This is a genomic window from Qipengyuania sp. B-5, from assembly GCF_056857815.1.
The window spans coordinates 22969-44102 of sequence record NZ_JBSXNU010000029.1; the positions used below are offsets into that span (position 1 = coordinate 22969).

The following is a 21134-nucleotide window of genomic DNA, read 5'->3' on the forward strand; positions in this document are numbered from 1 at the left end:
CGATTGACCCAATCCGATGGTGCGCCGCCTTGGCCTTCGCTTTCTGGGTGCTGGTATTATGGAATCTCGCGATTCCCAGTGCGCCTTATTTCGACGAGATCCATTACCTTCCTGCTGCGCGAGACCTGCTCGACCTGTCGACCTTTTCGAACCGGGAGCATCCCCTTTTCGGCAAGGAAATGATCGCAATGGGTATCGCGATCTTCGGCGACAATCCCTGGGGCTGGCGCCTCATCCCATCGGTGGCCGGTGCCGTGGCACTATTCGCAATCATGCGATGCGTCTGGTTCGGGACGCTTGATCGCTATGCGACGATCGCCGCCGGTATACTTGTGGCGACCGGTTTTCACCTCTTCGTCCATTCTCGCATCGCAATGCTCGATATCTTCATGATTGCCGGCTTGGCAGTGGCCTTCTGGCAGATGGCCGCTGCCATGCGCGAACCCGAGATGGGGCGCAGGCGCCTGATCGCCTCCGGGATTGCGCTCGGCCTGGCCATGGCTTCGAAATGGAATGCACTGGTCATCGCAGCCTTGCCCGGCCTCGCCTTCTTCGTTCTGCGCTGGTTTGCCGGTCGCCGCCGCCTGCTCATAAGCCGGCGCGGCATGCCGGTGCCGGGGATAACATTGGTCGAGGCATTCGTCTGGCTCGGCTTGCTGCCGCTTGCGATTTATGCAGCAACCTTTCTCCCCGGCTATTTCTATACGACGAATGCGATAACCGACGGAATCGTGGCGCATCACCTTTTGATGCTCGATTTGCAGACGCAGGTGCTCAAAGCCCATCCTTATCAGTCGACCTGGCCCGAATGGGTGATCAACTGGCGCGCGATCTGGTACCTTTACGAACCGATAGACGGGGCGCAGCGCGGGGTGATCCTGATCGGCAACCCGCTGACCATGTTAATTGGGCTGCCCGCCCTTTTGTGGTGTGCGTGGCAGGGGATTGCAGCCAGAAAACCGCTGCATGGCGCTGTGGCGCTGCTTTATACTATCAGCCTCGGTTTCTGGATCCTCGCCGCTAAACCGGTTCAGTTCTACTACCACTATTTCCTGCCGAGCACCGTCATGCTGATCGGCTTGGCACTTACCCTGAGCGATTTGCGCGAGGCTGGCTGGAAACGCCTTGCCAGCGGCGTGCTGGTCGCCAGCGTACTCCTGTTCGCGTTCTTCTACGAGGTGCTGGCGGCAGAACCTCTCGCCCACGCGAACAGCTTCCGCACCTGGACCTGGCTCACCAGCTGGATCTAGGTTATCAGTATCGGCCCCAGACGAAGCGGCTCGATAGCGCGTAGTTCCATACTGATCCGATCACGATCCCGACCAGTGCGGCAAGAAGCGAGTGGATGCCGCGGGCATAAAGCAGGCTTGCCACAGCTACATTGGCAAGGGCGCCGATGGAACATGCTGCGACGAAGCTGGCCCAGCCGCGCAGGATCTCGCCTACGGTCTTCAGACGCCGGTCGCGATAGGTCAGGAAGTTGTTGAGCCAGAAATTGAAAGTCATCGCAACCAGAGTCGCAACGGCCTGGCTCCAGGCGAACTGCGCCCCTGCGACGAGTAAACAAAGGTAGAGGGTGGCGAGGTGTACCAGCACCCCCAACGCCCCGACCGTCCCGAACAGGGCAAATCGTGTAGGTATGACGCGCCCGAATGTCTTGTCGTAGAGTCCGGCGAGGAAATCGAGCGCTATGGCGCGATCGAGCTTGCTTTCGCCCGCGCGGCGCTGCGCAAAATTCATCGGAAAGTCGCGCACCTCGAGCGGCCAGTCCGACGTCGCCAGCAGATCGAGAAGTATCTTGAACCCGATGCCCGAAAGCTTCGGCACGAGTGCCAGCGCGGTATCCGTCTTCAGGAGAAAATAGCCGCTCATCGGATCCGATAGCTCCGCGCCGGTCAGCTTCCTCGCCAACCGATTGGCAAGGCCGGATATCCTTTCCCGCTCGGGGCTTGCCCAGTCCTCCGTACTCGCGCCTTCTGCGAAACGGCTTGCTACCGAGACATCGACTTCGCCGGACTTCACCGCCTCCAGCATCGGCGCGAGCAGCGCGGGATCATGCTGGTGGTCCGCATCCATGACGGCAACGAAGGGCGCGGCGGTGGCGCAGAAACCTTCGATGGCGGCGCTTGAAAGGCCGCGCCTGCCGATCCGCTGGATCACGCGAATTCGATTGTCGCTGCGCGCAAGACGGCGTGCCTCATCGGCGGTCCCATCTGCCGAATTGTCATCGACGATGAGCACTTCCCAGCCGTGGGCGCCGAGGGCCTGTTCGATCCGTTCTACTAACGGAGCAAGGTTGTCGCGCTCATTCAGCGTAGGGAGGATGATCGCGAGGACGAGCGCCATGGTTGCGGACTGGCGCGGATCAATCGGGAATTCAAGACACTGCGGCAAGCGCCCTCAGGACGGCATCACCGATCTCACCGGTAGAAGCGGTTCCCCCGAGGTCCGCGCCGCGCACGTCGCTGGCCACGACCTGCGCCACGGCGCGTTCGATCCGGCCCGCATCGCTCTCCCGTCCGAGCGAGTGGCGCAGCAGCATAGCCAGGCTGAGAATCGCAGCGACGGGGTTGGCCTTTCCTTCCCCGGCAATATCGGGCGCACTGCCGTGAATTGGCTCATAAAGGCCGAACGTGCCGAATTCGGTCCGTCGTTCGCCGAGACTGGCACTGGCGAGCAGGCCGATGGAGCCGACACATGCGCTCGCCTGGTCGGAAAGGATGTCGCCGAAAAGGTTTCCGGTCAGGATCACGTCGAACTGGCCAGGACTGCGCACCATCTGCATGGCGGCATTGTCGACATACATGTGATCGAGCTGGATGTCGGGGTATTCGCGCGCGACCTCGATCACCGTCTCGCGCCAGATGCGGCTGGTTTCCAGCACGTTCGCCTTGTCCACGCTGGTGAGGCGCTTTCGCCGCTTCTGCGCGGCCTGGAATCCGATATGGGCGATGCGCCGCACCTCGGTTTCGTTGTAAGACATGGCGTCCCACCCCTCGCGTCCGTCCTCGCTGGCACGCTCTCCCTTCTCGCCGAAATAGACATCGCCGTTCAGTTCGCGCACCACGAGCAGGTCGATCCCGCGTGCCACTTCGGGTTTCAGCGACGACATATCCTCGAGCCCGGGATAGCCCGCCGCAGGTCGCAGATTGGCGAAGAGGCCGAGCTCGCTACGCAAGCCGAGGATGGCTTGTTCGGGCCTGTGCTCGCGCGGCAACTCATCGCAGGTAGGATCGCCGACTGCACCGAAAAGCACTGCATCGGCAGCGCGAGCCATCTTCAACGTTTCCTCCGGTAGGGGCGTACCATGCCGCCGGTAGGCTATTCCTCCGACATCACCCTCGAACAGCGAGAGTTGTGGTAGCGAGAGCGCCTCTAGCACGCGCTTCGCCTCGGCAGTTACTTCGGGGCCGATCCCGTCACCGGGAAAAATCGCAATCTTCATTCAGGCCATCCGTTCGAGCCGCTGCATCAGGAGAGACCTAGCGGCTAGAACGTCGGCGCGGGTATCGGCAAGCAGATAGCGGGCAATCGGGGCCTCACTGGCACGCAGAATTTCCAGAGCTTGCTCAAGCCCCGCTATCTCCGGCTTGGCGCCGCCATATCCCATCTCGCGCAGCAACAGTACTTCATAGGATGCGAGCGCCGGTGCCCAACCCCGCGCCGACGGCGCGTTGCAGATCGCGTCGAGCAGGGCGGAGAGCGCCCGGTAAAGGCTGGGATACGGGCTGCGTTCCGGCAGGACGCTCGCGGTGAGCGCGCAGGTCCACGCAATGGCAGCGGCAGGTAGCGGTTCGGTCAACCAGGGGCCGCGACTTCGTGCCAGCTCCAGCCGCGCGAAAGGTAGCTGGCTGTCGGACTTAGCACGGATCTCGGCTTCGACCAGATTGCCCGGAATCACGACCGGGCGTAGCTGTCTTCCACGTCCGCCTGCGACATAGGCCGCCGCCACTCCGCTTTTCTCGGTGAATAACCGCGCTATTACCGCCGTCTCGCCATGAGAGCGGGCAGCGATCAGGATAGCGGGTGCACGAAGTTGCATTGAGAACCCCTACCCTGCGGCAGAGGCATACTTCACTTGTGCCTGGCTTCCAGCGCGGTGACACGGGCGGCAAGGTCTTCGGCCTGCTCGCGTGCCTTGGCCGCCATCGTCTTGACCGCGTCGAATTCCTCGCGAGTAACGAAATCCATCCCGCCAAAAGCTTCTTTGGCGCGTTCACGTGCCGTCTCACGTGCTTCACGAGTCATGCCGGCAAGCGTTCCGGCCGCCGAATTGGCGAGTTTGACGAAATCGGCGATCATCGGATTCTGGCTTTGCATAACAGCTATCTAGGCTGGCAACGATTGCAGTTCAATTGCCGATGCGCACCCGCTCGATCGCATCGCCGCGTCCCGCGCTTTCCGCATCGGGATTGAGGCGCATGAATTCGTAGTTGAGCAGCGTGGCGAAGCAGACCCATGCGAGATAGGGCAGAAGCAGGAGCGCGGCGAGTTTCCTCACCTTCCAGAACAGGCCGATCACCGCCAGCAGGGTCAGCACGATCAGTGCGATGACGACCAAGGCAGCAGTGATCTGCTGCATGGAGAAGAACACGGGCGTCCATGCGAGGTTGAGCACGAAATGAACGGCGAACATCCACAGCGCCGCCGTGCGTCCGCGCGCTCCCCATGCCGAAGCAACAAGGGCAACCGAGAGCCCGATCATCACGTAGAGGATCGTCCAGACGATGCCGAACCACTTTGGCTCGGGGAAAATAGACGGCTTTTCGAGAGCCTGGAACCACGCGCTATCCGCACCAGCCCCTAGCTGCCCGGAAAGGAAACCGAGCAACACGCATAGCGGCACTGTGAAGAGCGCCCAGCGAATGAAACTGGCGCGAAGCTGTCCGCGTGAAGCCAGCATGTTCATGGCATAAAGTCCCTCAAGCGCCCCGAATCGTCATGCTTCCTTGTGACGCGGCGCAGCAATGAGCGCAATCACGCTCGATCCGGCACGCACCCCGCTACACCTCAGATCCTCACTATACCCTTCGCGACGAGGCTGCGGACCGTGTCTTCCAGCGTCTGTTCGGCGGGAATGAAGCGGTAGCCCAGCTTCTCCTCGGTATGCTTGCCCGACACGTCGCGAACATTTCCCAGCTCACCCTTGATCTGGCGCATCTCGGGCATGAAAAGCGCGAGAAATTTTGCCAGCCAATCGGGCATCCGACGGGTAGGCACCTTGCCGGCATGCTCTGGCACCCGTGCGCGGATCGTATCGGCCATCTCGCTGATCCACATGAACTTCTGGGAAGTCGGGAAGCGTTCGCCGCGGACCGTGTCGGCGGGAGCTTCGAGCGCGCGGATATGCGCCTCGGCTACGTCGCGCACATCGGTGATGCATATGCCCATGTTCGGGATCAGCGGAATCGAGCCGTCAACGATCTTCTTCACCATTTCGACGCTGGTGGACATGTCGTCGTCATAGACCGGACCGAAGACGGCGACCGGATTGATCGAGCAATATACCATGTCCGGCGCGTTCATGGCTACCCAGTCGCGCGCGGCGCGTTCGGCGACGGTCTTGGACTGGATATAGGGCGGTGGCTTCTTCGTCAGGTCGGTCCAGTCGGTGTAATCGAAATGGTTCTTGTGTGGTTGCCCATAGGCGATAGCCGCTGCAGAACTGGTGTGAATGAAGCGCTTGATACCGGCACTGAGCGCATGCTCTAGCGCTCGAAGTGTTCCATCCCTAGCCGGAATGATGAGATCGTCCGCATTCTTCGGAACGTCGAGCGGGAACGGCGATGCCACATGCATCACCGCATCGCACCCGGCGTTGGCCTGTGCCCATCCTTCGTCCGACAGGAGATCGGCAGAAAAGACCTTCAGCTTCTCACCTGCATCGGGCCAGCGCCTGCGCAGTTTCGCTTCGCTCTTCGCTGCATCTCGCACCGTGGTATGGACGGTGTATCCCCTGGCGAGGAGTTGGTCGATGACCTCCCCGCCTATGTAGCCGGTGCCGCCTGTTACCAGTATCGTGCCTGTCATGCTGCGCTCCCACCTGTGTTTGGCGGCAGCCTAGCCATCTAGCGCATCAGGACAAGTTCTTCGGCCATGGTCGGGTGGATCGCCGTAGTCGCATCGAAATCGGCCTTGGTCAGTCCGGCCTTCACCGCGATTGCCGCGGCCTGCATCATCTCCGGCGCTTCCGGCGCGATCATGTGGATGCCGACGATCTTTCCGCTGTCGCCATCGCACACCATCTTCATCAGGCTGCGTTCGTTGCGGCCCGCCAGGACGTTCTTCATCGGGCGGAAGTCGGAGAGGTAGACCTTCACGCTGCCGAGCTTGTTCTTGGCTTCGCCCTCGGTCATGCCGACCGCCGCGATCGGCGGATGGCTGAAGACTGCGCTGGGGATGCAGCTATGGTCGACCGCCACCGGTTCGCCCTTGCCGAATACCGTGTCTGCGAAGGCCTGCCCCTCGCGGATGGCGACGGGGGTGAGCTGCACGCGGTCGGTCACGTCGCCGACGGCATAGATGTGATCGACGCTGGTCCTGGAGAAGCGGTCGACCTTGATTTCGCCATTCTCACCCATAACGACCCCGGCCTTGTCGAGGCCGAGATTTTCGGTGTTGGGAATGCGCCCGACGGCAAACAACACGAGGTCGGCTTTCTCCTCGTCGCAATCCGACAGCTTCACGAAGTAGCCGCCATCCTTGCACGGCTTGATGTATTCGAAGGTCGTATTGAAGCGGAACTGGATTCCCTTGGTCGTCGAGATCTGGAGCAGCCGGTCGCGGACCGCTTCGTCATAGCTGCGCAAGAGACGGTCGCCGCGATTTACCACGTGAACTTCACAGCCGAACTCGTTGAAAATACCCGCAAATTCATTCGCGATGTAGCCGCCGCCGGCAATGATGATCTTCTTCGGAAGTTCGTCGAGATGGAACACCTCGTTGGAGCTGATGGCGTGTTCCGCGCCCTGGCATTCCGGCATCCGTGGGCGCGCACCCGTGGCGATCAGAATGTTCTTCGCCGTGACCTTGCGTCCGCTGGCGAGCGTGATTTCGTGAGCGCCGGTTATCTCCGCACGTTCGTTGAAGATCGTGACATCGTGGTTCTCGAGCGTGTCGGTATAGGCCCCTTCCAACCGGTCGACATCGGCAAGGACATTGTCGCGCAGGGTCTTCCAGTCGAATTTCTTTTCGCCGATCTCCCAGCCGAAACGGCGGCAATCCTCGAGGTCCTCGGCAAAATGTGCGCCGTAGACGAGCATCTTCTTCGGCACGCAGCCGCGGATGACGCAGGTGCCGCCGACCCGGTGTTCCTCGGCAATCGCGACCTTCGCACCATGCGCCGCCGACACGCGGCTTGCGCGCACGCCGCCGGACCCGGCACCGATGGTGAAAAGGTCGTAATCGTATTCGTCAGCCATACGGCGCTCCTGTCAGCGTGAGCGCGCGATATGGCGAGTGGGAGTTACAAGGGCAACCGCTTGCGCGATCAACCCTGGCTGCGGCGCCGGTTGCGATTGCGGTTGCGGTTGCCGCCCGGACGACCGCCCTGCGGCTTTCCTTCGCCCGCACCTGCAGGCCGGCCCTTGCGCGCCGGGTGCTTCTGCTTGGGCTTCCTGGCCGCTGCATCGCCCGTGGGACGGACCCTGGGCCGCGCCAGCTTGGGCTTCTGTTCGCGCTTGGTCGGCCCGACGCCTTCCACAACTGCGCGGAAATTGTCGGGAAGCGGCAGACGCTCGAATTCCGCGTCGGTCTTCTTGCGAATATCCTTGAGATAATCGCGTTCGTCCTCGGCGCAGAAGGCAATGGCCACCCCGTCACGGCCCGCACGCGCGGTACGTCCGATACGGTGAACATATTGTTCCGGCACGTTCGGCAGCTCGTAATTGATCACGTGGCTGACGCCCGGGATGTCGATCCCGCGCGCGGCCACGTCGGTCGCGACGAGGATCGGTGTCTTGGCGCGCTTGAACTCGTCCAGCGCGCGCTCGCGCTGCGGCTGGCTCTTGTTGCCGTGGATGGCGTTGGCGGGGATGCCGCTCTGGCTGAGCTTCTTCACGATCCTGTCGCAGCCATGCTTGGTCCGCGCGAAGATGAGCACGCGCTCGAACTTGCCGGGGACTGCATGGCGCTCGGACAGGATCATCTCGAGCAGCGTCTGCTTTTCGTCCTGCTGGACCATGAAGAGATACTGGTCGATCCGCTCGGCCGTGGTGCTTTCGGGTGTCACGCTGACCTTGACCGGGTTGCGGCAATATTTGCCGACCAGTTCCTGGATCTGCTTGGGCATGGTGGCGCTGAAGAACAGCGTCTGGCGGTTGTCGGGTACGAGCTCGCTGATCCGGCGCAGGGCGTGGATGAAGCCGAGGTCGAGCATCTGGTCCGCTTCGTCGAGGACGAGGATTTCGACCTTGTCGAGCGTGAACGCCTTCTGGTCGATCAGGTCGAGCAGACGGCCCGGCGTGGCGACGAGGATGTCGGTGCCGCGGTGCAGCTTGTTGCGGTCCTTGTTGACCGAGGTGCCGCCGACGATGCTGTGCACCTTCAGACCGGCAAGTGCGCCATAGTCCTTTGCGGCTTCGGCAATCTGTCCGGCCAGTTCGCGCGTCGGTGCAAGCACCAGCATGCGGCAGGATTTGAACGGTGTCTGGTTTTCGGCATCGCGCAGCCGGTCGATGCTGGGGAGCATGAAGGCGGCGGTCTTGCCGGTACCCGTCTGGGCGATGCCCATCAGGTCGCGCCCTTCGAGCACGGGAGGAATGGCCTGCGCCTGGATCGGCGTCGGCGTGGTATAGCCCTTCATGTCGAGGGCCTGGAGCACGGGCTGCGAAAGTCCGAGATCGGTAAACTGTGTCATGTTTGAGTGTTTAGCTCGCATAATATGCGGCGCGCAGAGTCACAGCTCGCGCGGCGCGGGTGTCAAACGACCCGCGTGAAAAGGGAAGTCTTTGGAAAATTGACCGAGGCGCGGCCGGGGCGATGGATGTCTGCCAATCGCCACTTCACGCTGGCTAGCGCGCTTCGATGGCCGTCATGTGGATGCTGCAGTGCAAAAAGTCAATCGAATTGCGAAGTGACGGTGTTAGTCAAAGTGCCGACAGCGTCCCTCTCCCGTCATCCCAGCGAAAGCTGGGATCGCTCTCCGCCTGGTGTATAGGCCGAAAAATGGGCGGCTGGGTCTATATCATGACGAACAAGCGCGCCGGTGTACTCTACATCGGCGTCACCTCCGATCTTCCGCCCCGCATCGAGCAACATCGAACGGGCAAAGGTTCGTCATTCTGCCGTCGCTATGGGTTGAAACGGCTCGTCTACGCCGAAAAGCACGATGACATCGCGGCTGCCATAGCGCGCGAAAAGGCGCTTAAAGCGTGGAAACGGGCGTGGAAGATCGAGTTGATCGAGCAGATCAATCCCGAATGGAGCGATCTCTACGAACGGCTCGCCTGACCGATAGCGATCCCAGCTTTCGCTGGGATGACGATAAAGGGTCAGGCGTCGTAATCGGACACCTCGTCAACCTAACCCCGCCACCTTCAACAGCCCCTCCGTACTCGCATCGAACTCCTCGCCACCCTGTTCGATCGCTTTTGCCATCTGCTTGCCCAGTTCGACGCCGAACTGGTCGAAGGGATTGATCCCCATCAGCACGGCATTGGCGAAGGTGCGGTGTTCGTGGAAGGCGATCAGCGCGCCCAGCGTGGCGGCATCGAGATCGTCGCACAGGATCGTCGCCGAGGGACGGTCGCCGGGATAATTGCGCGCCGGGTCAGAGCCCTTCTTGCCCGCCATCAGCGCCGCTCCTTGCGCGAAGCAGTTCATCAGCAGGATGCGATGATGCGCCGGGTCCAGAGCGTCGCCCGGGGCGATGCTGGCGATGAAATCGACCGGGATCAGGTGCGTGCCCTGATGCAAGAGCTGGAACACGGCATGCTGCGCATCGGTTCCCACCCCGCCCCATGTGACGGGCGCGGTCGGGCCGTCGACCGGCTGCATGTCCGCAGTCACGCGTTTGCCGTTGCTCTCCATCTCCAGCTGCTGGAGATAGTCCGGAAACAGACCCAACCGCTCATCATAGGCGAAAACGGCGCGCGTCTGGCAACCGCGCACCCGGGTGTAGTAGAGATCGGCGAAGGCCGCGCGCAGGACGAGGTTTTCGGCCACGCCCGCGTCGCGGAAATGGGCATCGACCGCTGCTGCCCCGGCCAGCATTTCGCGGAAATCGTCCATCCCCACGGCCATGGCGATGGGAAAGCCGATGCTGGACCAGATCGAATAGCGCCCGCCGACGCTTTCCTGGAACGGCAGGATGCGCGTCTCGTCGACGCCCCATTCCACCGCGCCTTCGGGATTGGCGGTCAGCGCCACCACCCGGCCACCCGGATCGGATACGCCGTTGTCGGCCAGCCATTTGAGCGCGCTCTGGGCATTGGTCATCGTCTCGATGGTGGTGAAGGTCTTGCTCGCCACCGCGATCAGCGTCTTGGCCGGATCGCATTTCGCAAAGGCCGCTTCCAGCGCCACGCCATCGATATTCGAGACGACATGGACATCGCAGCGGGCAAAGTCACGGCTCAGCGCGTCCACGCCCAGCGCGGGCCCCAGCGCGCTGCCGCCGATGCCGATATGGATGAGATGCTCGATCTCGCCGAGGGCCCCTTGGTGGATCGCCTCGACCAGCATGCCCATGCGGTCGATCAGCGCGGCGGCTTCTTCCGCCTTCGCCTCGTCGCCCACCCCGCGCAGGGTGGCGTGGTCGGCGGCGCGGCCTTCGGTCGGATTGACCACCTCGCCCGCGAACAGCTTGCGGCGCTGGCCCGCAAAGTCCATCGCCTCGGCCAGTTCGGCGAATTTCGCCAGAACCGCGCGGTCGAGATGGGTCTTCGACCAGTCGAACAGTATGCCGCCCGGTGCCATCAGGTCCTCTGCGGTATCGCCGGCCAGTTCGATCCTGCCCGAAAGCATCGCCACACGCTCCGCCCCGCCCGGCTCGTCCACACCCTCGCCGCCATCGCGTTCGGCGCTGAACAATTCGAGCAGGGTAGGCTGCGGCAGGCTGGCGAGATCGGTCCAGATAGCGGCGGCAGATTTGGTCATGGCGGGCAAAAATCCTTTGATGGTCGCGCCTGTGCGACTAGGGCTTTCGGCGATGAATGAGAACCCCCGCCATATACAGCCGGATGCCGATATCGATCCGGCAGAAACCGCCGCAACCGACACGCCGCAGGAAGAGCAGGAAAGCTGGGGAGATTTCCTCAAGTTCGTCCTGAAGCTGGTGGCCGTGGTGCTGATCTTCCGCAGCTTCATCTTCTCGCCCTTCACCATTCCCAGCGAAAGCATGCTGCCCGGCCTGCGCAACGGCGATTATCTCGTCGCGGCGAAATGGCCCTATGGCTATTCCAGCCTCTCTTTGCCGTTCGAGGCTCCGCTGATCCCAGGACGCATCTTCGCCGACCTGCCCGAGCGCGGCGACGTGGTGATCTTCAAGCATCCGGTCGACGGCACCGACTATGTGAAACGCGCGATCGGCCTGCCGGGTGATACGGTCGCCGTGCGGCGCGGAACGGTCTATCTCAACGGCGACCCCCTGCCGCAGGAACGCGGCGGATTCGTCGACATCCCGATGAGCGCCAACACCCAGTGCCGCACGGATGGCGGAATTATCGTGGGCGAAAGCACCTGTCGCTATCGCCAGGTCATCGAGACTCTGCCCTCCGGTAAAAGCTATGCCACGATCGATTTCGGGCGCTCCATGCAGGACGATTTCGAGCCGATCGTGGTGCCGCAGGGCAAGATCTTCGTGATGGGCGATAACCGCGACAATTCGCTCGACAGCCGCTTCCCGGCCACACCCGGTGGGGGCGTGGGGCTTGTCGATGCGGACCTGCTGGTGGCGCGCGCCAGCATGGTACTGTGGTCGACCGATGGCAGCGCCGAATGGCTGCTGCCCTGGACGTGGTTCACCGCGGCCCGCTGGGACCGGATCGGCAGCGATATATGAAAGGCCTCAAGCCCGAAACGCGCGGCTGGCTGGAGGCGACCGGCTTCACGGTCCGCGACGATAGCCTCTGGCTGGCTGCCCTCACCCACGGCAGCATGGGGGAGAAGGACGATTACGAGCGGCTCGAATTCCTCGGCGACCGCGTGCTGGGCCTGTCCATAGCGCACTGGCTCTACGAACGGAGCGAGGCGCCCGAGGGCAAGCTCGCCCAGCGCCTCAACGCCATCGTCAGCCGCCAGATGTGCGCCACCGTGGCCCGCGGGATCGGCCTGTCCGAACATATGCGCATTTCGAAGCAGGCCCGCGCCGATGGCGGAACGGATAGCGACAATATCCTGGGCGACGTGATGGAATCGCTGCTCGGCGCGCAGTTTCTCGACAACGGCTTCGCAGCGGCGCGCGATCTCGTTCACCAGCTCTGGCGCCCGGCGCTGGAAAGCGGCGCGGGCGAAAGCAAGCACCCCAAGAGCGCATTGCAGGAATGGGCCGCGGGTAACCGCCGCAAGCCCCCCGAATACGAAGTGGTCGACCGTTCCGGCCCCGATCACGCGGCGCAGTTCACCGTCCGGGTAAAGGTCCACAAGGTAGGCGAGGCCACCGCCACCGCCAACAGCAAGGGCGAAGCCGAAAAGGCCGCAGCCAAGGAATTCATGGAGAAGTTCGGATGACCCTTCGACAGGCTCAGGGTGAGCGGGAATCGCGCTGCGGCCTCGTGGCCGTGATCGGCGCGCCCAATGCGGGCAAGTCCACGCTGGTGAACCAGCTGGTCGGCCAGAAGGTCGCGATCACATCGGCCAAGGCGCAGACCACCCGTGCCCGCATGCTGGGCATTGCCCTGCACGGCGATACGCAGATGATCCTCGTCGACACGCCCGGCATCTTCGCGCCCAAGCGCCGGCTCGACCGCGCGATGGTCAGCGCCGCATGGGAAGGCGCGGAAAGTGCCGATGCGGTGCTGCTGCTGGTCGATCCGATCAAGCAGCGGCGGCACGAACTGGAGCCTCTGGTGGAGGCCCTGAAGGACCGGCCCGAACGCAAGATCCTCGTGCTCAACAAGGTCGACGTGGCGAAGAAGGAGCCTTTGCTCGCACTGGCGCAGGAGCTGGGCGAGAAGGTCGAATTTTCCGAAGTTTATTTCGTCTCCGCGCTCACCGGCGACGGCGTGCCCGAGATGAAGCAGGCGCTTGCCGAGCTGATGCCCGAAGGTCCGTGGATGTATCCCGAAGACCAGGTCTCCGACGCCAGCGAACGGCTGCTGGCCGCAGAGATCACCCGCGAGCAGCTCTACCAGCAATTGCACGAGGAACTGCCCTACGACAGCGCCGTGAGGCCGGAGAAATACATCCAGCGCAAGGACGGCAGCGTCGAGATCCACCAGCAGATCGTCGTGATGCGCGACAACCAGCGCGCCATCGTGCTCGGCAAGGGCGGTAGCCGCATCAAGGCCATCGGCCAGGCCGCGCGCGAGGAGCTGAGCGAACTATTGGGCCAGAAGGTCCACCTCTTCCTCCACGTCAAGACCGACGAGCGCTGGAGCGAAGACAAGGAAATGTTCGAGGAAATGGGCCTCGACTGGACCCGTTGAGGCTCTCGCGGCGATGGGTTGGTCAGACACCCTGAGCCACCTTGGCGCGGCACTTGCCGTCGGTCTGATGATCGGTCTGGAACGTGGCTGGAAGCTGCGCGGAGCCCAGGATGGCCAGCGCGTTGCGGGTATCCGGACCTTTACCCTGCTTGCAGTCACCGCCGGCCTCTCCGGTCGGCTTGCACTCTCGGGTTATGAAATCGTCGCGGGTGTGCTCGTCGCCGGAGCCGCGGCGATAGTGGCGATCGGCTATTCCCGTGCGGTTAGCGCCAACGGCCGGCCGGATGCCACATCGGCAATTGCCGCGATGGTGACTATGGGCTTCGGCTTCATTGCCGGGTCGGGCGAGGCGATGCTGGCCGTGGCAGGAGGAGCAGTGGTCACGCTACTCCTCGCGCTGCGCAACGAGGTGCATCGCTGGGTCGGGGCGTTGGACGAAGACGATATCAAGGCTTTTGCGCGCTATGCGGTCATTGCGCTCGCGGTGTTTCCATTTCTGCCCGAGGGCCGCTTCGGTCCATACGACGCCTGGGAGCCGCGCAATCTGTGGCTCGTGGTAGTCATCGTCACGGGCTTCTCCTTCGCCGGCTATGTCGCCAACCGCCTGTTCGGTGCTCGCCACGGAACGATCGCGACCGCCGTGATCGGTGGGGCCTACAGTTCGACAGCCGTCACCCATTCCTTCGCCCAGAAAATCGGTGTGGGTAACGGGGGCGGAGCAGAGAACGCAGGAATCGCCTTGGCAAGCGCAGTGATGTATCTACGGGTCGTCGTGCTTGTCGCGGTCCTCGCGACGAGCCTTCTCCCCCATTTCGTGATCGTCGTCGCACCAGCGCTGATCGTCGGCTTTGCCGCGGCCTGGTGGCTCTATCGCAAGGCTCCTTCAACGACCGGCCCCGCACCGCCGGGCAATCCCATCGCATTGGTGCCGGCGCTCACCTTCGTAATTTTCGTGGCGACCGCCGCCGTCGCGGCGCGCTGGGCGCAGGGCGAATTCGGGGAGCAGGGCATCGCCGTGCTCCTGCTGCTGATGGGCAGCATGGACGTCGATGCGGCAATCGTTACCGCAGGCGGGCTGGAACCGGGCACAATCGCACCCGGCCTCGCAGCACTGGCCATCGCGGGCACGATCCTCGCTAATATGGCTGTCAAACTGGGCGTGACGCTCGCCTATGGGAAGCGCGAGGCCCGCCCGGCCGCCTTGGCGCTCGGAGCCAGCATGGTGGCTTTGGCAGCGAGCGTCGTGATTGGCTACGCCCGGCTCTAACCCCGCCACTTACCGCTTCTTCATAATCTCGATCTTGTTTTTCTTGGCGAAGTCCTTGGTCGATTCCTCGCTGCGGCCGATGGCCTTGGCGATTTCCTTCAGGCCCTTGCCCTTGCCGGCCAGCGTGCGGAGTTGGCCGGCCTCTTCGGATTTCCAAGGTTGCTTGTGGCGCTCGAAACGCTCCTTCGCCATCAGTCCGCGTCCTTTTTCGCCGGGGCCTTCTTCTTGGCCGGAGCTTTCTTCTTCGCAGCGGTCTTCTTCTTCGGCGCCGCCTTCTTCTTGGCCTTTTTCTTCGCCGGACCCTTGGCTGCGCGGGCATCGATGAGTTCGATGGCCTGTGCCTCGGTCACGTCTTCAGGCTTCACGTCCTTGGGGATCGTGGCATTGGTGGTGCCGTCGGTAACATAGGGGCCATAGCGCCCCGGCATCACCTTGATCTCGCCGCCGCTGGTCGGATGTTCGCCCAGCGTCTTGATCGGTTCGGCCTTGCCGCGTCCGCCGCCCTTGCGGTTGGCCGCTTCGGCCAGCAGCGAAACGGCGGCGTTCATGCCGGTGTCGAACACATCGCGGGTGCTGGTCAGCTTGGCATATTTGCCATCATGGCGAAGATAGGGGCCGTATCGGCCGATATTCGCCTCGATCTCCTTACCCGTTTCCGGATGCATGCCGACGATGCGCGGCAGGCTGAGCAGCTTGAGCGCCCATTCGAGATCGAAGTCGTCGATATCCTTTGGAATGCTGGCGCGCTTGGCATCCTTACCCTCGCCCAGTTGGATATATGGGCCGAAACGGCCCGTCTTGCGCTCGACCGGCAGGCCTGTTTCCGGATCCTCGCCCATCGCGCCATCGTTCGCGCCATCGTCCCCATCGCTGCCGGGCTTGGCGAACTGGCGGGTGAACTTGCATTCGGGATAGTTGGCACAGGCGACGAACGCACCGTAGCGGCCTCCGCGCAGCGCCAGCCGTCCGCCTTCGCGACCCTCCGTTTCGCACAGCGGACAATGGCGCGGATCCTTGCCGTCGGCGCGTTCGGGGAAAAGATAGTCGGATAGAAACTCGTCCAGCACCTCGGTTACTTCCGAAGGCTTTTTCTCCATCACCTCTTCGGTCTTGGGTTTGAAGTCGCGCCAGAAATCGGCGAGCAGCTTCTTCCATTCCTCGCGCCCATCGGAGACGGTATCGAGTTCGCCCTCCATCCCGGCGGTAAAATCGAAGGACACGTATCTTTCGAAGAACCGTTCGAGAAACGCCGTGAGAAGACGCCCCGATTCTTCTGCAAAGAAACGGTTTTTCTCCATCCGGACATAGTTTCGATCGCGCAGGGTCTGGAGGGTGGAGGCATAGGTCGATGGACGACCGATGCCGAGTTCCTCCAGCCGTTTCACAAGGCTGGCCTCGCTGAAACGCGGCGGCGGCTGGGTGAAATGCTGGTTCGCCTCGACCGATTTCTTGAGCGGGCTGTCGCCCTTGCTCACATTCGGCAGCAGACCGTCCTCGTCATCTTCCGAGGGTTCGTCCCGGCCTTCCTGATAGACCGCGAAATAGCCCGGGAATTTCACCACCTGACCAGTCGCGCGCAGCTCGTGCTTGCCCGTGCCGTCGCGAAGGGTGATCGTGGTGCGTTCGAGATTGGCGGAAGCCATCTGGCTGGCCATCGCACGTTTGAAGATAAGGTCGTAGAGCTTGCCCTCATCCCCCGATCCCGCGCGGTCGCGTTTGAAATCAGTCGGACGGATTGCCTCGTGGGCCTCCTGCGCGTTTTTCGCCTTGGTGGCGTAGAACCGCGGCTTGTCGGGAAGGTAATAGGCATCGTAGCGATCTGCGATTGCCTTGCGGCAGGCATCGATCGCGCTGCCGTCCATCTGCACGCCGTCGGTACGCATGTAGGTTATGTGTCCGGCCTCGTAGAGCGACTGCGCCAGACGCATCGTGTGGCTGGCCGAATAGCCGAGCTTGCGCGATGCTTCCTGCTGCAGGGTCGAGGTGGTGAACGGCGGCGCGGGGCTGCGTTTCAGCGGCTTGGTTTCGATCTCCTCGACGATGAAGCGCGAATCCTCGACCGCCTTCTTCGCCGCCTTGGCGCTGCCTTCGTCGCCCAGCGTCAGCTTCTGCAGCTTCTTGCCGTCGAACTTGACCAGCCGGGCATCAAACTCGGTCCCGTCCTGCTCCAGCTTTGCAAGGACCGACCAGTATTCGTCGGCCCGGAAATGCTCGATCTCGATCTCGCGGTCGACGATCAGGCGCAGCGCGACCGACTGCACGCGGCCCGCACTCTTCGCACCCGGAAGGCGGCGCCAGAGTACCGGCGAGAGGGTGAAGCCATAAAGGTAGTCCAGCGCGCGGCGGGCGAGGTAGGCATCGATCAGGTCCTGGTCGAGCTCGCGCGGGGCCTTCATCGCATCGGTAACCGCTTGCTTCGTAATCGCGTTGAAAGTCACGCGGTCGACCTTCGCAGGCAGGGCCTTGCGCTTCTGCAACAGCTCGCGAACGTGCCAGCTGATCGCTTCGCCCTCGCGATCAGGGTCGGTCGCGAGAACCAGCCGGTCCGCCTTCTTGGCGTTGTCGGCGATTTCCTTGAAGCGGCTCTGCTTGTCCCGATAGAGCTCCCAGTCCATCGCGAAGTCCTCGTCCGGGCGAACGCTGCCGTCCTTGGGCGGCAGGTCGCGGACGTGACCGTATGAGGCGAGGACCTTGAAGTCCTTGCCGAGGTATTTCTCGATTGTCTTCGCCTTTGCCGGCGATTCTACGATGACCAGTTGCATGAGGTGTGAGGCAATCCCTTACGTGTGTACGTGCGTATACGCGCGAAAATGGGGATCGGCCTCACACAGCGTCAAGCATCTTCGTTCGCTTTCGACCGGCGTGCGAAATCGGGCGGCAGGATGCACTTGCCTGCATCATATTGTCCCACCGCGCGGATAACCTCGTTCTTTTCCGGTTCGATGCGGCGGCCGGAGATCTGGCTGTCGATCACGCGGCGCAGCAGCTGGTCGAGCCGGGTGACGAGGTAGCAATCGATTGCCGGCTCGGCATGAGGATTGCCGATCCCGCTGTCGTCTGTAAGGAAGGTGTAACGCGACTGGGTGGCCGCGGCCATCGCCCGCATGACGTATTCGGCCACATCGGCCACGCCGGAAGCACCGACCGGGACCACGTGCACGCGCTCCGAGCGCAGATGCTCGGCAGCGAGCCAAGTCAGCGGGATATCCTCGTCGTGCGGCGGTGCATCGCCGACCAGCAGCAGCGACTTCACTGCATCTCCGCGCCATTCGAGCTGCGCGGCGCGGACGAGTGCATCCTGCATCGCTTCTTCGTAATCTCCGCCGCCATTGGCATGCTGGGCGGCAAGCCGGGTCTGCGCCCGTGCGATATCGCTGTCGAAGTCGAAAGTCTGGGTGACGAAATCGTCCCCCTCGTCGCGGTAGAAGCTGAAGGCGACGCGGATATCGATGTCCCTGTGCCGCGCTTCGAGCGAGTCGATGATCGAGCGCAGTTCCGCTTGCAGGAAGCGAAGCTCGTCGCTCATCGAGCCCGTCACGTCGACCACCAGCGCAAGGTCGAGCTGGCGCACTGGTGTGGCGGCATCGTCGCTGCGGATCGTGACGCTCTGCGCGCCCGGGGCATCGGCAAGGCGCAGCATGCGCCACTCGCTGCCGCCTGCCCGCACCCAGACTGTATTGCTCAACCGGTCGAGGCCGGGGAAGAACACCGCGCTGCCATCGGCGACCGAATTGAGGATGATCGAATTGCCATCCTCGCAGCGCAGCTCGATCGGCATGAAGGGAACGGCCCGGCCGCGGCTATCGCGCGCTTCGACCCGCAGGATGCGCGATGTGTCGAGCACCGGCAGTGCCTGCACCCGCTGGCCGAGATCGGATTTGCGGACGTAATCGGCGTAAAGTTCGGGGTTGAGGAGGTCGTCGTGTTCGCCCGCCGTCAGCAACCCGCTTTGCGGACGCGGCTGCGGCGGACGCGGGGGATAGGGGGGCGGCGGGTAGCCGGGCATGGAACGGCTGACGTCCGATGCGGCAGCCCCTTCCTCGCGCTCGATGCGGCTGCCGGTGACCACGACGCTGGTTCCATCACGCTCGCCAGCGGAGGCAGGAGGCGGCGGTGGGGGTGGTGGCGGAGGCGGAGGCGCGCTCGGTACGGCACCTTCCGTTGCAACATCGGCTGTAGGAGCGACAGCCATGGCCGGTGGGGGCGGAGTGCGGCGCGGCTGCTGCTGATTGACGACGGCTTCCCGGCCCAGTTCGGGTAGCGGTGCAGGGGTGTGACAATAGGTACGGACCGATGATGCGGTGATAGGCGTCGTGCTATTCTGCGCCTGCAATATTGCGGGTCCCGGCGCCAGCAGGGACAGGCAACAGGCTCCGGCTATTAGCTTCTTCATCTCGACTCTCCCCGGCAGACCTCATGATATTCTGTCACATAACAATGCGTAGGGAAGATGAACCGTTGCTGACGAGCGGCAAATGTCAGGATGACAGGCTGACCTTCCCGGCAGCATGACGCTCCAAACGCCCTGCGATTTCGAGTTCCAGCAGTGCTAGCTGCACCGCAGCGGCCCCTTGCCCCGACTGGCGCACGAGTTCGTCAACATAGACTGGTGCCGTGGTCAGGAGGCTGGCAATGTCCGCAGGTTCTACGTCGGCCAGATCCTCGGGCGTATACTCGAATGGGGAAACGGGCTCACGGAACGTCGAGCGCGGCGCACCTTCGAAACCCGATAGCAGTTCGGTGACGTCTTCGGGCGATTGAACCAGGACCGCGCCCTCACGAATGAGGTGATTACAGCCATGGCTGCGCGCCTCCAGCGGGCTGCCGGGGATCGCCATCACCTCCCTGCCCGCCTCGCCTGCCAGCCGCGCGGTGATCAGGCTGCCCGACTTGACTGCGGCCTCGACCACCAGCGTACCTGCCGCCAGTCCCGCGATGATGCGGTTGCGGCTGGGGAAGTGGCTGCCGCGCGGCTCGGTCCCCGGCGGCTGTTCCGCCAGCAGCAGACCTTCCTGCGCGATCCGCTCCTGAAGCTCGGAGTGCTGCGGTGGATAGGCGATGTCGATTCCGCTGGCGATCACCCCGGTGGTCTGCGGAAAAGCACCTTCGTGGGCCGCGCCGTCGATCCCGCGTGCAAGGCCGGATACAACGGTGAACCCCGATTGCGAAAGACCCTTGGCGAAATCGCGCGCCAGTTTGACGGCGGCAGCGCTGGCGTTGCGCGCGCCGACCATGGCCACGCAGGGCTTCGACGCAAGCGAGATGTCTCCCCGCCATGTCAGTATCGGCGGCGAGCCGTCCATTTCGCCCAGCAGGCGCGGATAATCGGGCTGGTCGTGGAAGAGATATTTCGCGCCTGCCCTCCGGACGGCCTCGACTTCGCGCTCGATCCGGTCGGCTGGCGCTGCACGATATTGCTTTCCGCCCCGCCCACCCAGATCGGGCAACGCGGCCAGCGCTTCTGCCGCCGTGCCAAATCGCGCCAGCAGCATGGAATAGCTGACCGGCCCGATATTGGGCGAACGCAGCAGGCGAATGCGGGCAAAAGCCTCTTCCTGCGTCAACATTGCAGGAGAAGGATGGCAGACCTCGTTCACCCTTTCGAGCCGACCTTGGGTTCGGTGCCAGCAGCCAGACGTTTGATATTCTCGCGGTGCAGCCAGATTACCAGCACGGCGATAATCGCGAGAAATCCCGACAAGGCGGTCCAGCCGAATATCACCGCAGCGACTGTAGCGGCGACGACCGCGGCCATCCCCGCCAGCGAGCTTATCCGCGTGATCGCCAGGACGGCGATCCAGACTACCGCATAAATCGCACCCAGCTGCCAGGCGAGCCCGAAACATACCCCGGCATTGGTCGCCACGCCCTTCCCGCCCTTGAAGCCGAGCCACACCGGGAAGCAGTGCCCGATCACCGCGAAGAGCGCCGCAAAGCCCACTTCCTGCGGAAAATATCGATAGGCGAGCAGAACCGGAACCAGGCCTTTCGCGAGGTCGAGCAACAAGGTCGCCGCAGCCAGCCCCTTACTCCCCGTTCGCAGCACATTGGTCGCACCGATATTGCCGCTGCCCTGCTGGCGGATGTCGCCCTTGCCCGCGAGTTTCGCGAGGATCAGGCCGAAGGGTATCGAGCCAAAAGCATAGCCTAGCAGAGCGGCCCAGAGCACGTTGATGCTAAAATCGGTCCCGATATCCATTTCTTTTCCCTAACCGTTCGCCCTGAGCTTGTCGAAGGGCCGTACTTCCTTTTAAGACCGTTTTGGAAGAAAAAGCAGGGCT

The 21134-nt window shown here is 63.0% G+C and carries 20 protein-coding genes; 6 read left to right on the plus strand and 14 right to left on the minus strand.

What is annotated here, in order from left to right:
• Window positions 1–29: 29 nt before the first annotated feature.
• Window positions 30–1250: a phospholipid carrier-dependent glycosyltransferase gene (locus tag AC13CE_RS03000; RefSeq protein WP_482971431.1), complete on the plus strand. Its 1221-nt coding sequence runs from the start codon at window positions 30–32 to the stop codon at window positions 1248–1250.
• Window positions 1251–1254: 4 nt separating this feature from the next.
• On the opposite strand, the gene AC13CE_RS03005 is transcribed toward AC13CE_RS03000, so the two are convergent.
• The 8 genes from AC13CE_RS03005 to AC13CE_RS03040 form a co-directional block, all read right to left on the minus strand.
• Window positions 1255–2346 carry a glycosyltransferase family 2 protein gene (locus AC13CE_RS03005; RefSeq protein ID WP_482971432.1) on the minus strand — a complete coding sequence of 364 codons (1092 nt, stop codon included), beginning with the start codon at window positions 2344–2346 and terminating at the stop codon, window positions 1255–1257.
• A gap of 31 nt (window positions 2347–2377) precedes the next feature.
• Entirely contained in the window at window positions 2378–3445 is a 1068-nt protein-coding gene (leuB, locus tag AC13CE_RS03010; RefSeq protein WP_221540904.1) for a 3-isopropylmalate dehydrogenase, read from the minus strand.
• On the minus strand, window positions 3446–4042 hold the full coding sequence (recO, locus tag AC13CE_RS03015) for a DNA repair protein RecO (RefSeq protein WP_221540906.1): 597 nt from the start codon (window positions 4040–4042) through the stop codon (window positions 3446–3448).
• 32 nt (window positions 4043–4074) lie between these two features.
• Window positions 4075–4320 carry an accessory factor UbiK family protein gene (locus tag AC13CE_RS03020; RefSeq protein WP_221540908.1) on the minus strand — a complete coding sequence of 82 codons (246 nt, stop codon included), beginning with the start codon at window positions 4318–4320 and terminating at the stop codon, window positions 4075–4077.
• Between the two features lie 31 nt (window positions 4321–4351).
• The gene (locus AC13CE_RS03025; protein ID WP_482971433.1) at window positions 4352–4909 is read right to left on the minus strand and encodes a TspO/MBR family protein; all 558 of its coding nucleotides are present in this window, start codon (window positions 4907–4909) and stop codon (window positions 4352–4354) included.
• A gap of 101 nt (window positions 4910–5010) precedes the next feature.
• The gene (locus AC13CE_RS03030) at window positions 5011–6030 is read right to left on the minus strand and encodes an NAD-dependent epimerase/dehydratase family protein (RefSeq protein WP_221540911.1); all 1020 of its coding nucleotides are present in this window, start codon (window positions 6028–6030) and stop codon (window positions 5011–5013) included.
• A gap of 38 nt (window positions 6031–6068) precedes the next feature.
• Window positions 6069–7421 carry a glutathione-disulfide reductase gene (gene gorA, locus AC13CE_RS03035; protein WP_221540913.1) on the minus strand — a complete coding sequence of 451 codons (1353 nt, stop codon included), beginning with the start codon at window positions 7419–7421 and terminating at the stop codon, window positions 6069–6071.
• Between the two features lie 68 nt (window positions 7422–7489).
• The gene (locus AC13CE_RS03040) at window positions 7490–8857 is read right to left on the minus strand and encodes a DEAD/DEAH box helicase (RefSeq protein ID WP_482971434.1); all 1368 of its coding nucleotides are present in this window, start codon (window positions 8855–8857) and stop codon (window positions 7490–7492) included.
• A 308-nt stretch (window positions 8858–9165) separates the two neighbouring features.
• On the opposite strand from AC13CE_RS03040, the gene AC13CE_RS03045 reads away from it, so the two are divergent.
• Window positions 9166–9450, plus strand: a complete 285-nt coding sequence (locus AC13CE_RS03045; RefSeq protein ID WP_221540916.1) for a GIY-YIG nuclease family protein — start codon at window positions 9166–9168, stop codon at window positions 9448–9450.
• 66 nt (window positions 9451–9516) lie between these two features.
• Here the strand turns inward: AC13CE_RS03045 and pgi are convergent, their stop codons facing one another.
• Entirely contained in the window at window positions 9517–11097 is a 1581-nt protein-coding gene (gene pgi, locus AC13CE_RS03050) for a glucose-6-phosphate isomerase (protein ID WP_482971435.1), read from the minus strand.
• A 52-nt stretch (window positions 11098–11149) separates the two neighbouring features.
• Between pgi and lepB the strand changes: the two genes are divergently transcribed.
• The 4 genes from lepB to AC13CE_RS03070 are packed head-to-tail and all read left to right on the plus strand — an operon-like array spanning window position 11150 to window position 14853.
• On the plus strand, window positions 11150–12001 hold the full coding sequence (gene lepB, locus AC13CE_RS03055) for a signal peptidase I (RefSeq protein WP_221540919.1): 852 nt from the start codon (window positions 11150–11152) through the stop codon (window positions 11999–12001).
• Window positions 11998–12669, plus strand: a complete 672-nt coding sequence (gene rnc, locus AC13CE_RS03060; RefSeq protein WP_221540921.1) for a ribonuclease III — start codon at window positions 11998–12000, stop codon at window positions 12667–12669. The genes lepB and rnc overlap by 4 nt, the downstream gene beginning before the upstream one ends.
• Window positions 12666–13586: a GTPase Era gene (gene era, locus AC13CE_RS03065; protein WP_221540924.1), complete on the plus strand. Its 921-nt coding sequence runs from the start codon at window positions 12666–12668 to the stop codon at window positions 13584–13586. The genes rnc and era overlap by 4 nt, the downstream gene beginning before the upstream one ends.
• Window positions 13587–13599: 13 nt before the next feature.
• Entirely contained in the window at window positions 13600–14853 is a 1254-nt protein-coding gene (locus tag AC13CE_RS03070) for an MgtC/SapB family protein (RefSeq protein WP_221540926.1), read from the plus strand.
• 9 nt (window positions 14854–14862) lie between these two features.
• Here AC13CE_RS03070 and AC13CE_RS03075 read toward each other — a convergent pair whose 3' ends face one another.
• From AC13CE_RS03075 to plsY, 5 genes are all read right to left on the minus strand, one after another.
• A complete protein-coding gene (locus AC13CE_RS03075; protein ID WP_221540927.1) occupies window positions 14863–15045 on the minus strand; it encodes a hypothetical protein in 183 nt (60 codons plus the stop codon).
• Window positions 15045–17615, minus strand: a complete 2571-nt coding sequence (topA, locus tag AC13CE_RS03080; protein ID WP_221540928.1) for a type I DNA topoisomerase — start codon at window positions 17613–17615, stop codon at window positions 15045–15047. The genes AC13CE_RS03075 and topA overlap by 1 nt, the downstream gene beginning before the upstream one ends.
• A gap of 71 nt (window positions 17616–17686) precedes the next feature.
• Window positions 17687–19246, minus strand: a complete 1560-nt coding sequence (locus AC13CE_RS03085) for a vWA domain-containing protein (RefSeq protein ID WP_482971436.1) — start codon at window positions 19244–19246, stop codon at window positions 17687–17689.
• 85 nt (window positions 19247–19331) lie between these two features.
• The gene (gene dprA / locus AC13CE_RS03090) at window positions 19332–20420 is read right to left on the minus strand and encodes a DNA-processing protein DprA (protein ID WP_221540930.1); all 1089 of its coding nucleotides are present in this window, start codon (window positions 20418–20420) and stop codon (window positions 19332–19334) included.
• Between the two features lie 26 nt (window positions 20421–20446).
• On the minus strand, window positions 20447–21052 hold the full coding sequence (gene plsY, locus AC13CE_RS03095; protein WP_482971437.1) for a glycerol-3-phosphate 1-O-acyltransferase PlsY: 606 nt from the start codon (window positions 21050–21052) through the stop codon (window positions 20447–20449).
• Window positions 21053–21134: the final 82 nt, after the last annotated feature.

What these genes read in the sequence shown, in the direction of transcription:
- AC13CE_RS03005 (WP_482971432.1), bottom strand. Translation starts at nt 2,346, where the DNA reads ATGGCGCTCGTCCTCGCGATCATCCTCCCTACGCTGAATGAGCGCGAC.
- leuB (WP_221540904.1), bottom strand. Translation starts at nt 3,445, where the DNA reads ATGAAGATTGCGATTTTTCCCGGTGACGGGATCGGCCCCGAAGTAACT.
- recO (WP_221540906.1), bottom strand. Translation starts at nt 4,042, where the DNA reads ATGCAACTTCGTGCACCCGCTATCCTGATCGCTGCCCGCTCTCATGGC.
- AC13CE_RS03020 (WP_221540908.1), bottom strand. Translation starts at nt 4,320, where the DNA reads ATGCAAAGCCAGAATCCGATGATCGCCGATTTCGTCAAACTCGCCAAT.
- AC13CE_RS03025 (WP_482971433.1), bottom strand. Translation starts at nt 4,909, where the DNA reads ATGAACATGCTGGCTTCACGCGGACAGCTTCGCGCCAGTTTCATTCGC.
- AC13CE_RS03030 (WP_221540911.1), bottom strand. Translation starts at nt 6,030, where the DNA reads ATGACAGGCACGATACTGGTAACAGGCGGCACCGGCTACATAGGCGGG.
- gorA (WP_221540913.1), bottom strand. Translation starts at nt 7,421, where the DNA reads ATGGCTGACGAATACGATTACGACCTTTTCACCATCGGTGCCGGGTCC.
- AC13CE_RS03040 (WP_482971434.1), bottom strand. Translation starts at nt 8,857, where the DNA reads ATGACACAGTTTACCGATCTCGGACTTTCGCAGCCCGTGCTCCAGGCC.
- AC13CE_RS03045 (WP_221540916.1), top strand. Translation starts at nt 9,166, where the DNA reads ATGGGCGGCTGGGTCTATATCATGACGAACAAGCGCGCCGGTGTACTC.
- pgi (WP_482971435.1), bottom strand. Translation starts at nt 11,097, where the DNA reads ATGACCAAATCTGCCGCCGCTATCTGGACCGATCTCGCCAGCCTGCCG.
- lepB (WP_221540919.1), top strand. Translation starts at nt 11,150, where the DNA reads ATGAATGAGAACCCCCGCCATATACAGCCGGATGCCGATATCGATCCG.
- rnc (WP_221540921.1), top strand. Translation starts at nt 11,998, where the DNA reads ATGAAAGGCCTCAAGCCCGAAACGCGCGGCTGGCTGGAGGCGACCGGC.
- era (WP_221540924.1), top strand. Translation starts at nt 12,666, where the DNA reads ATGACCCTTCGACAGGCTCAGGGTGAGCGGGAATCGCGCTGCGGCCTC.
- AC13CE_RS03070 (WP_221540926.1), top strand. Translation starts at nt 13,600, where the DNA reads ATGGGTTGGTCAGACACCCTGAGCCACCTTGGCGCGGCACTTGCCGTC.
- AC13CE_RS03075 (WP_221540927.1), bottom strand. Translation starts at nt 15,045, where the DNA reads ATGGCGAAGGAGCGTTTCGAGCGCCACAAGCAACCTTGGAAATCCGAA.
- topA (WP_221540928.1), bottom strand. Translation starts at nt 17,615, where the DNA reads ATGCAACTGGTCATCGTAGAATCGCCGGCAAAGGCGAAGACAATCGAG.
- AC13CE_RS03085 (WP_482971436.1), bottom strand. Translation starts at nt 19,246, where the DNA reads ATGAAGAAGCTAATAGCCGGAGCCTGTTGCCTGTCCCTGCTGGCGCCG.
- dprA (WP_221540930.1), bottom strand. Translation starts at nt 20,420, where the DNA reads ATGTTGACGCAGGAAGAGGCTTTTGCCCGCATTCGCCTGCTGCGTTCG.
- plsY (WP_482971437.1), bottom strand. Translation starts at nt 21,052, where the DNA reads ATGGATATCGGGACCGATTTTAGCATCAACGTGCTCTGGGCCGCTCTG.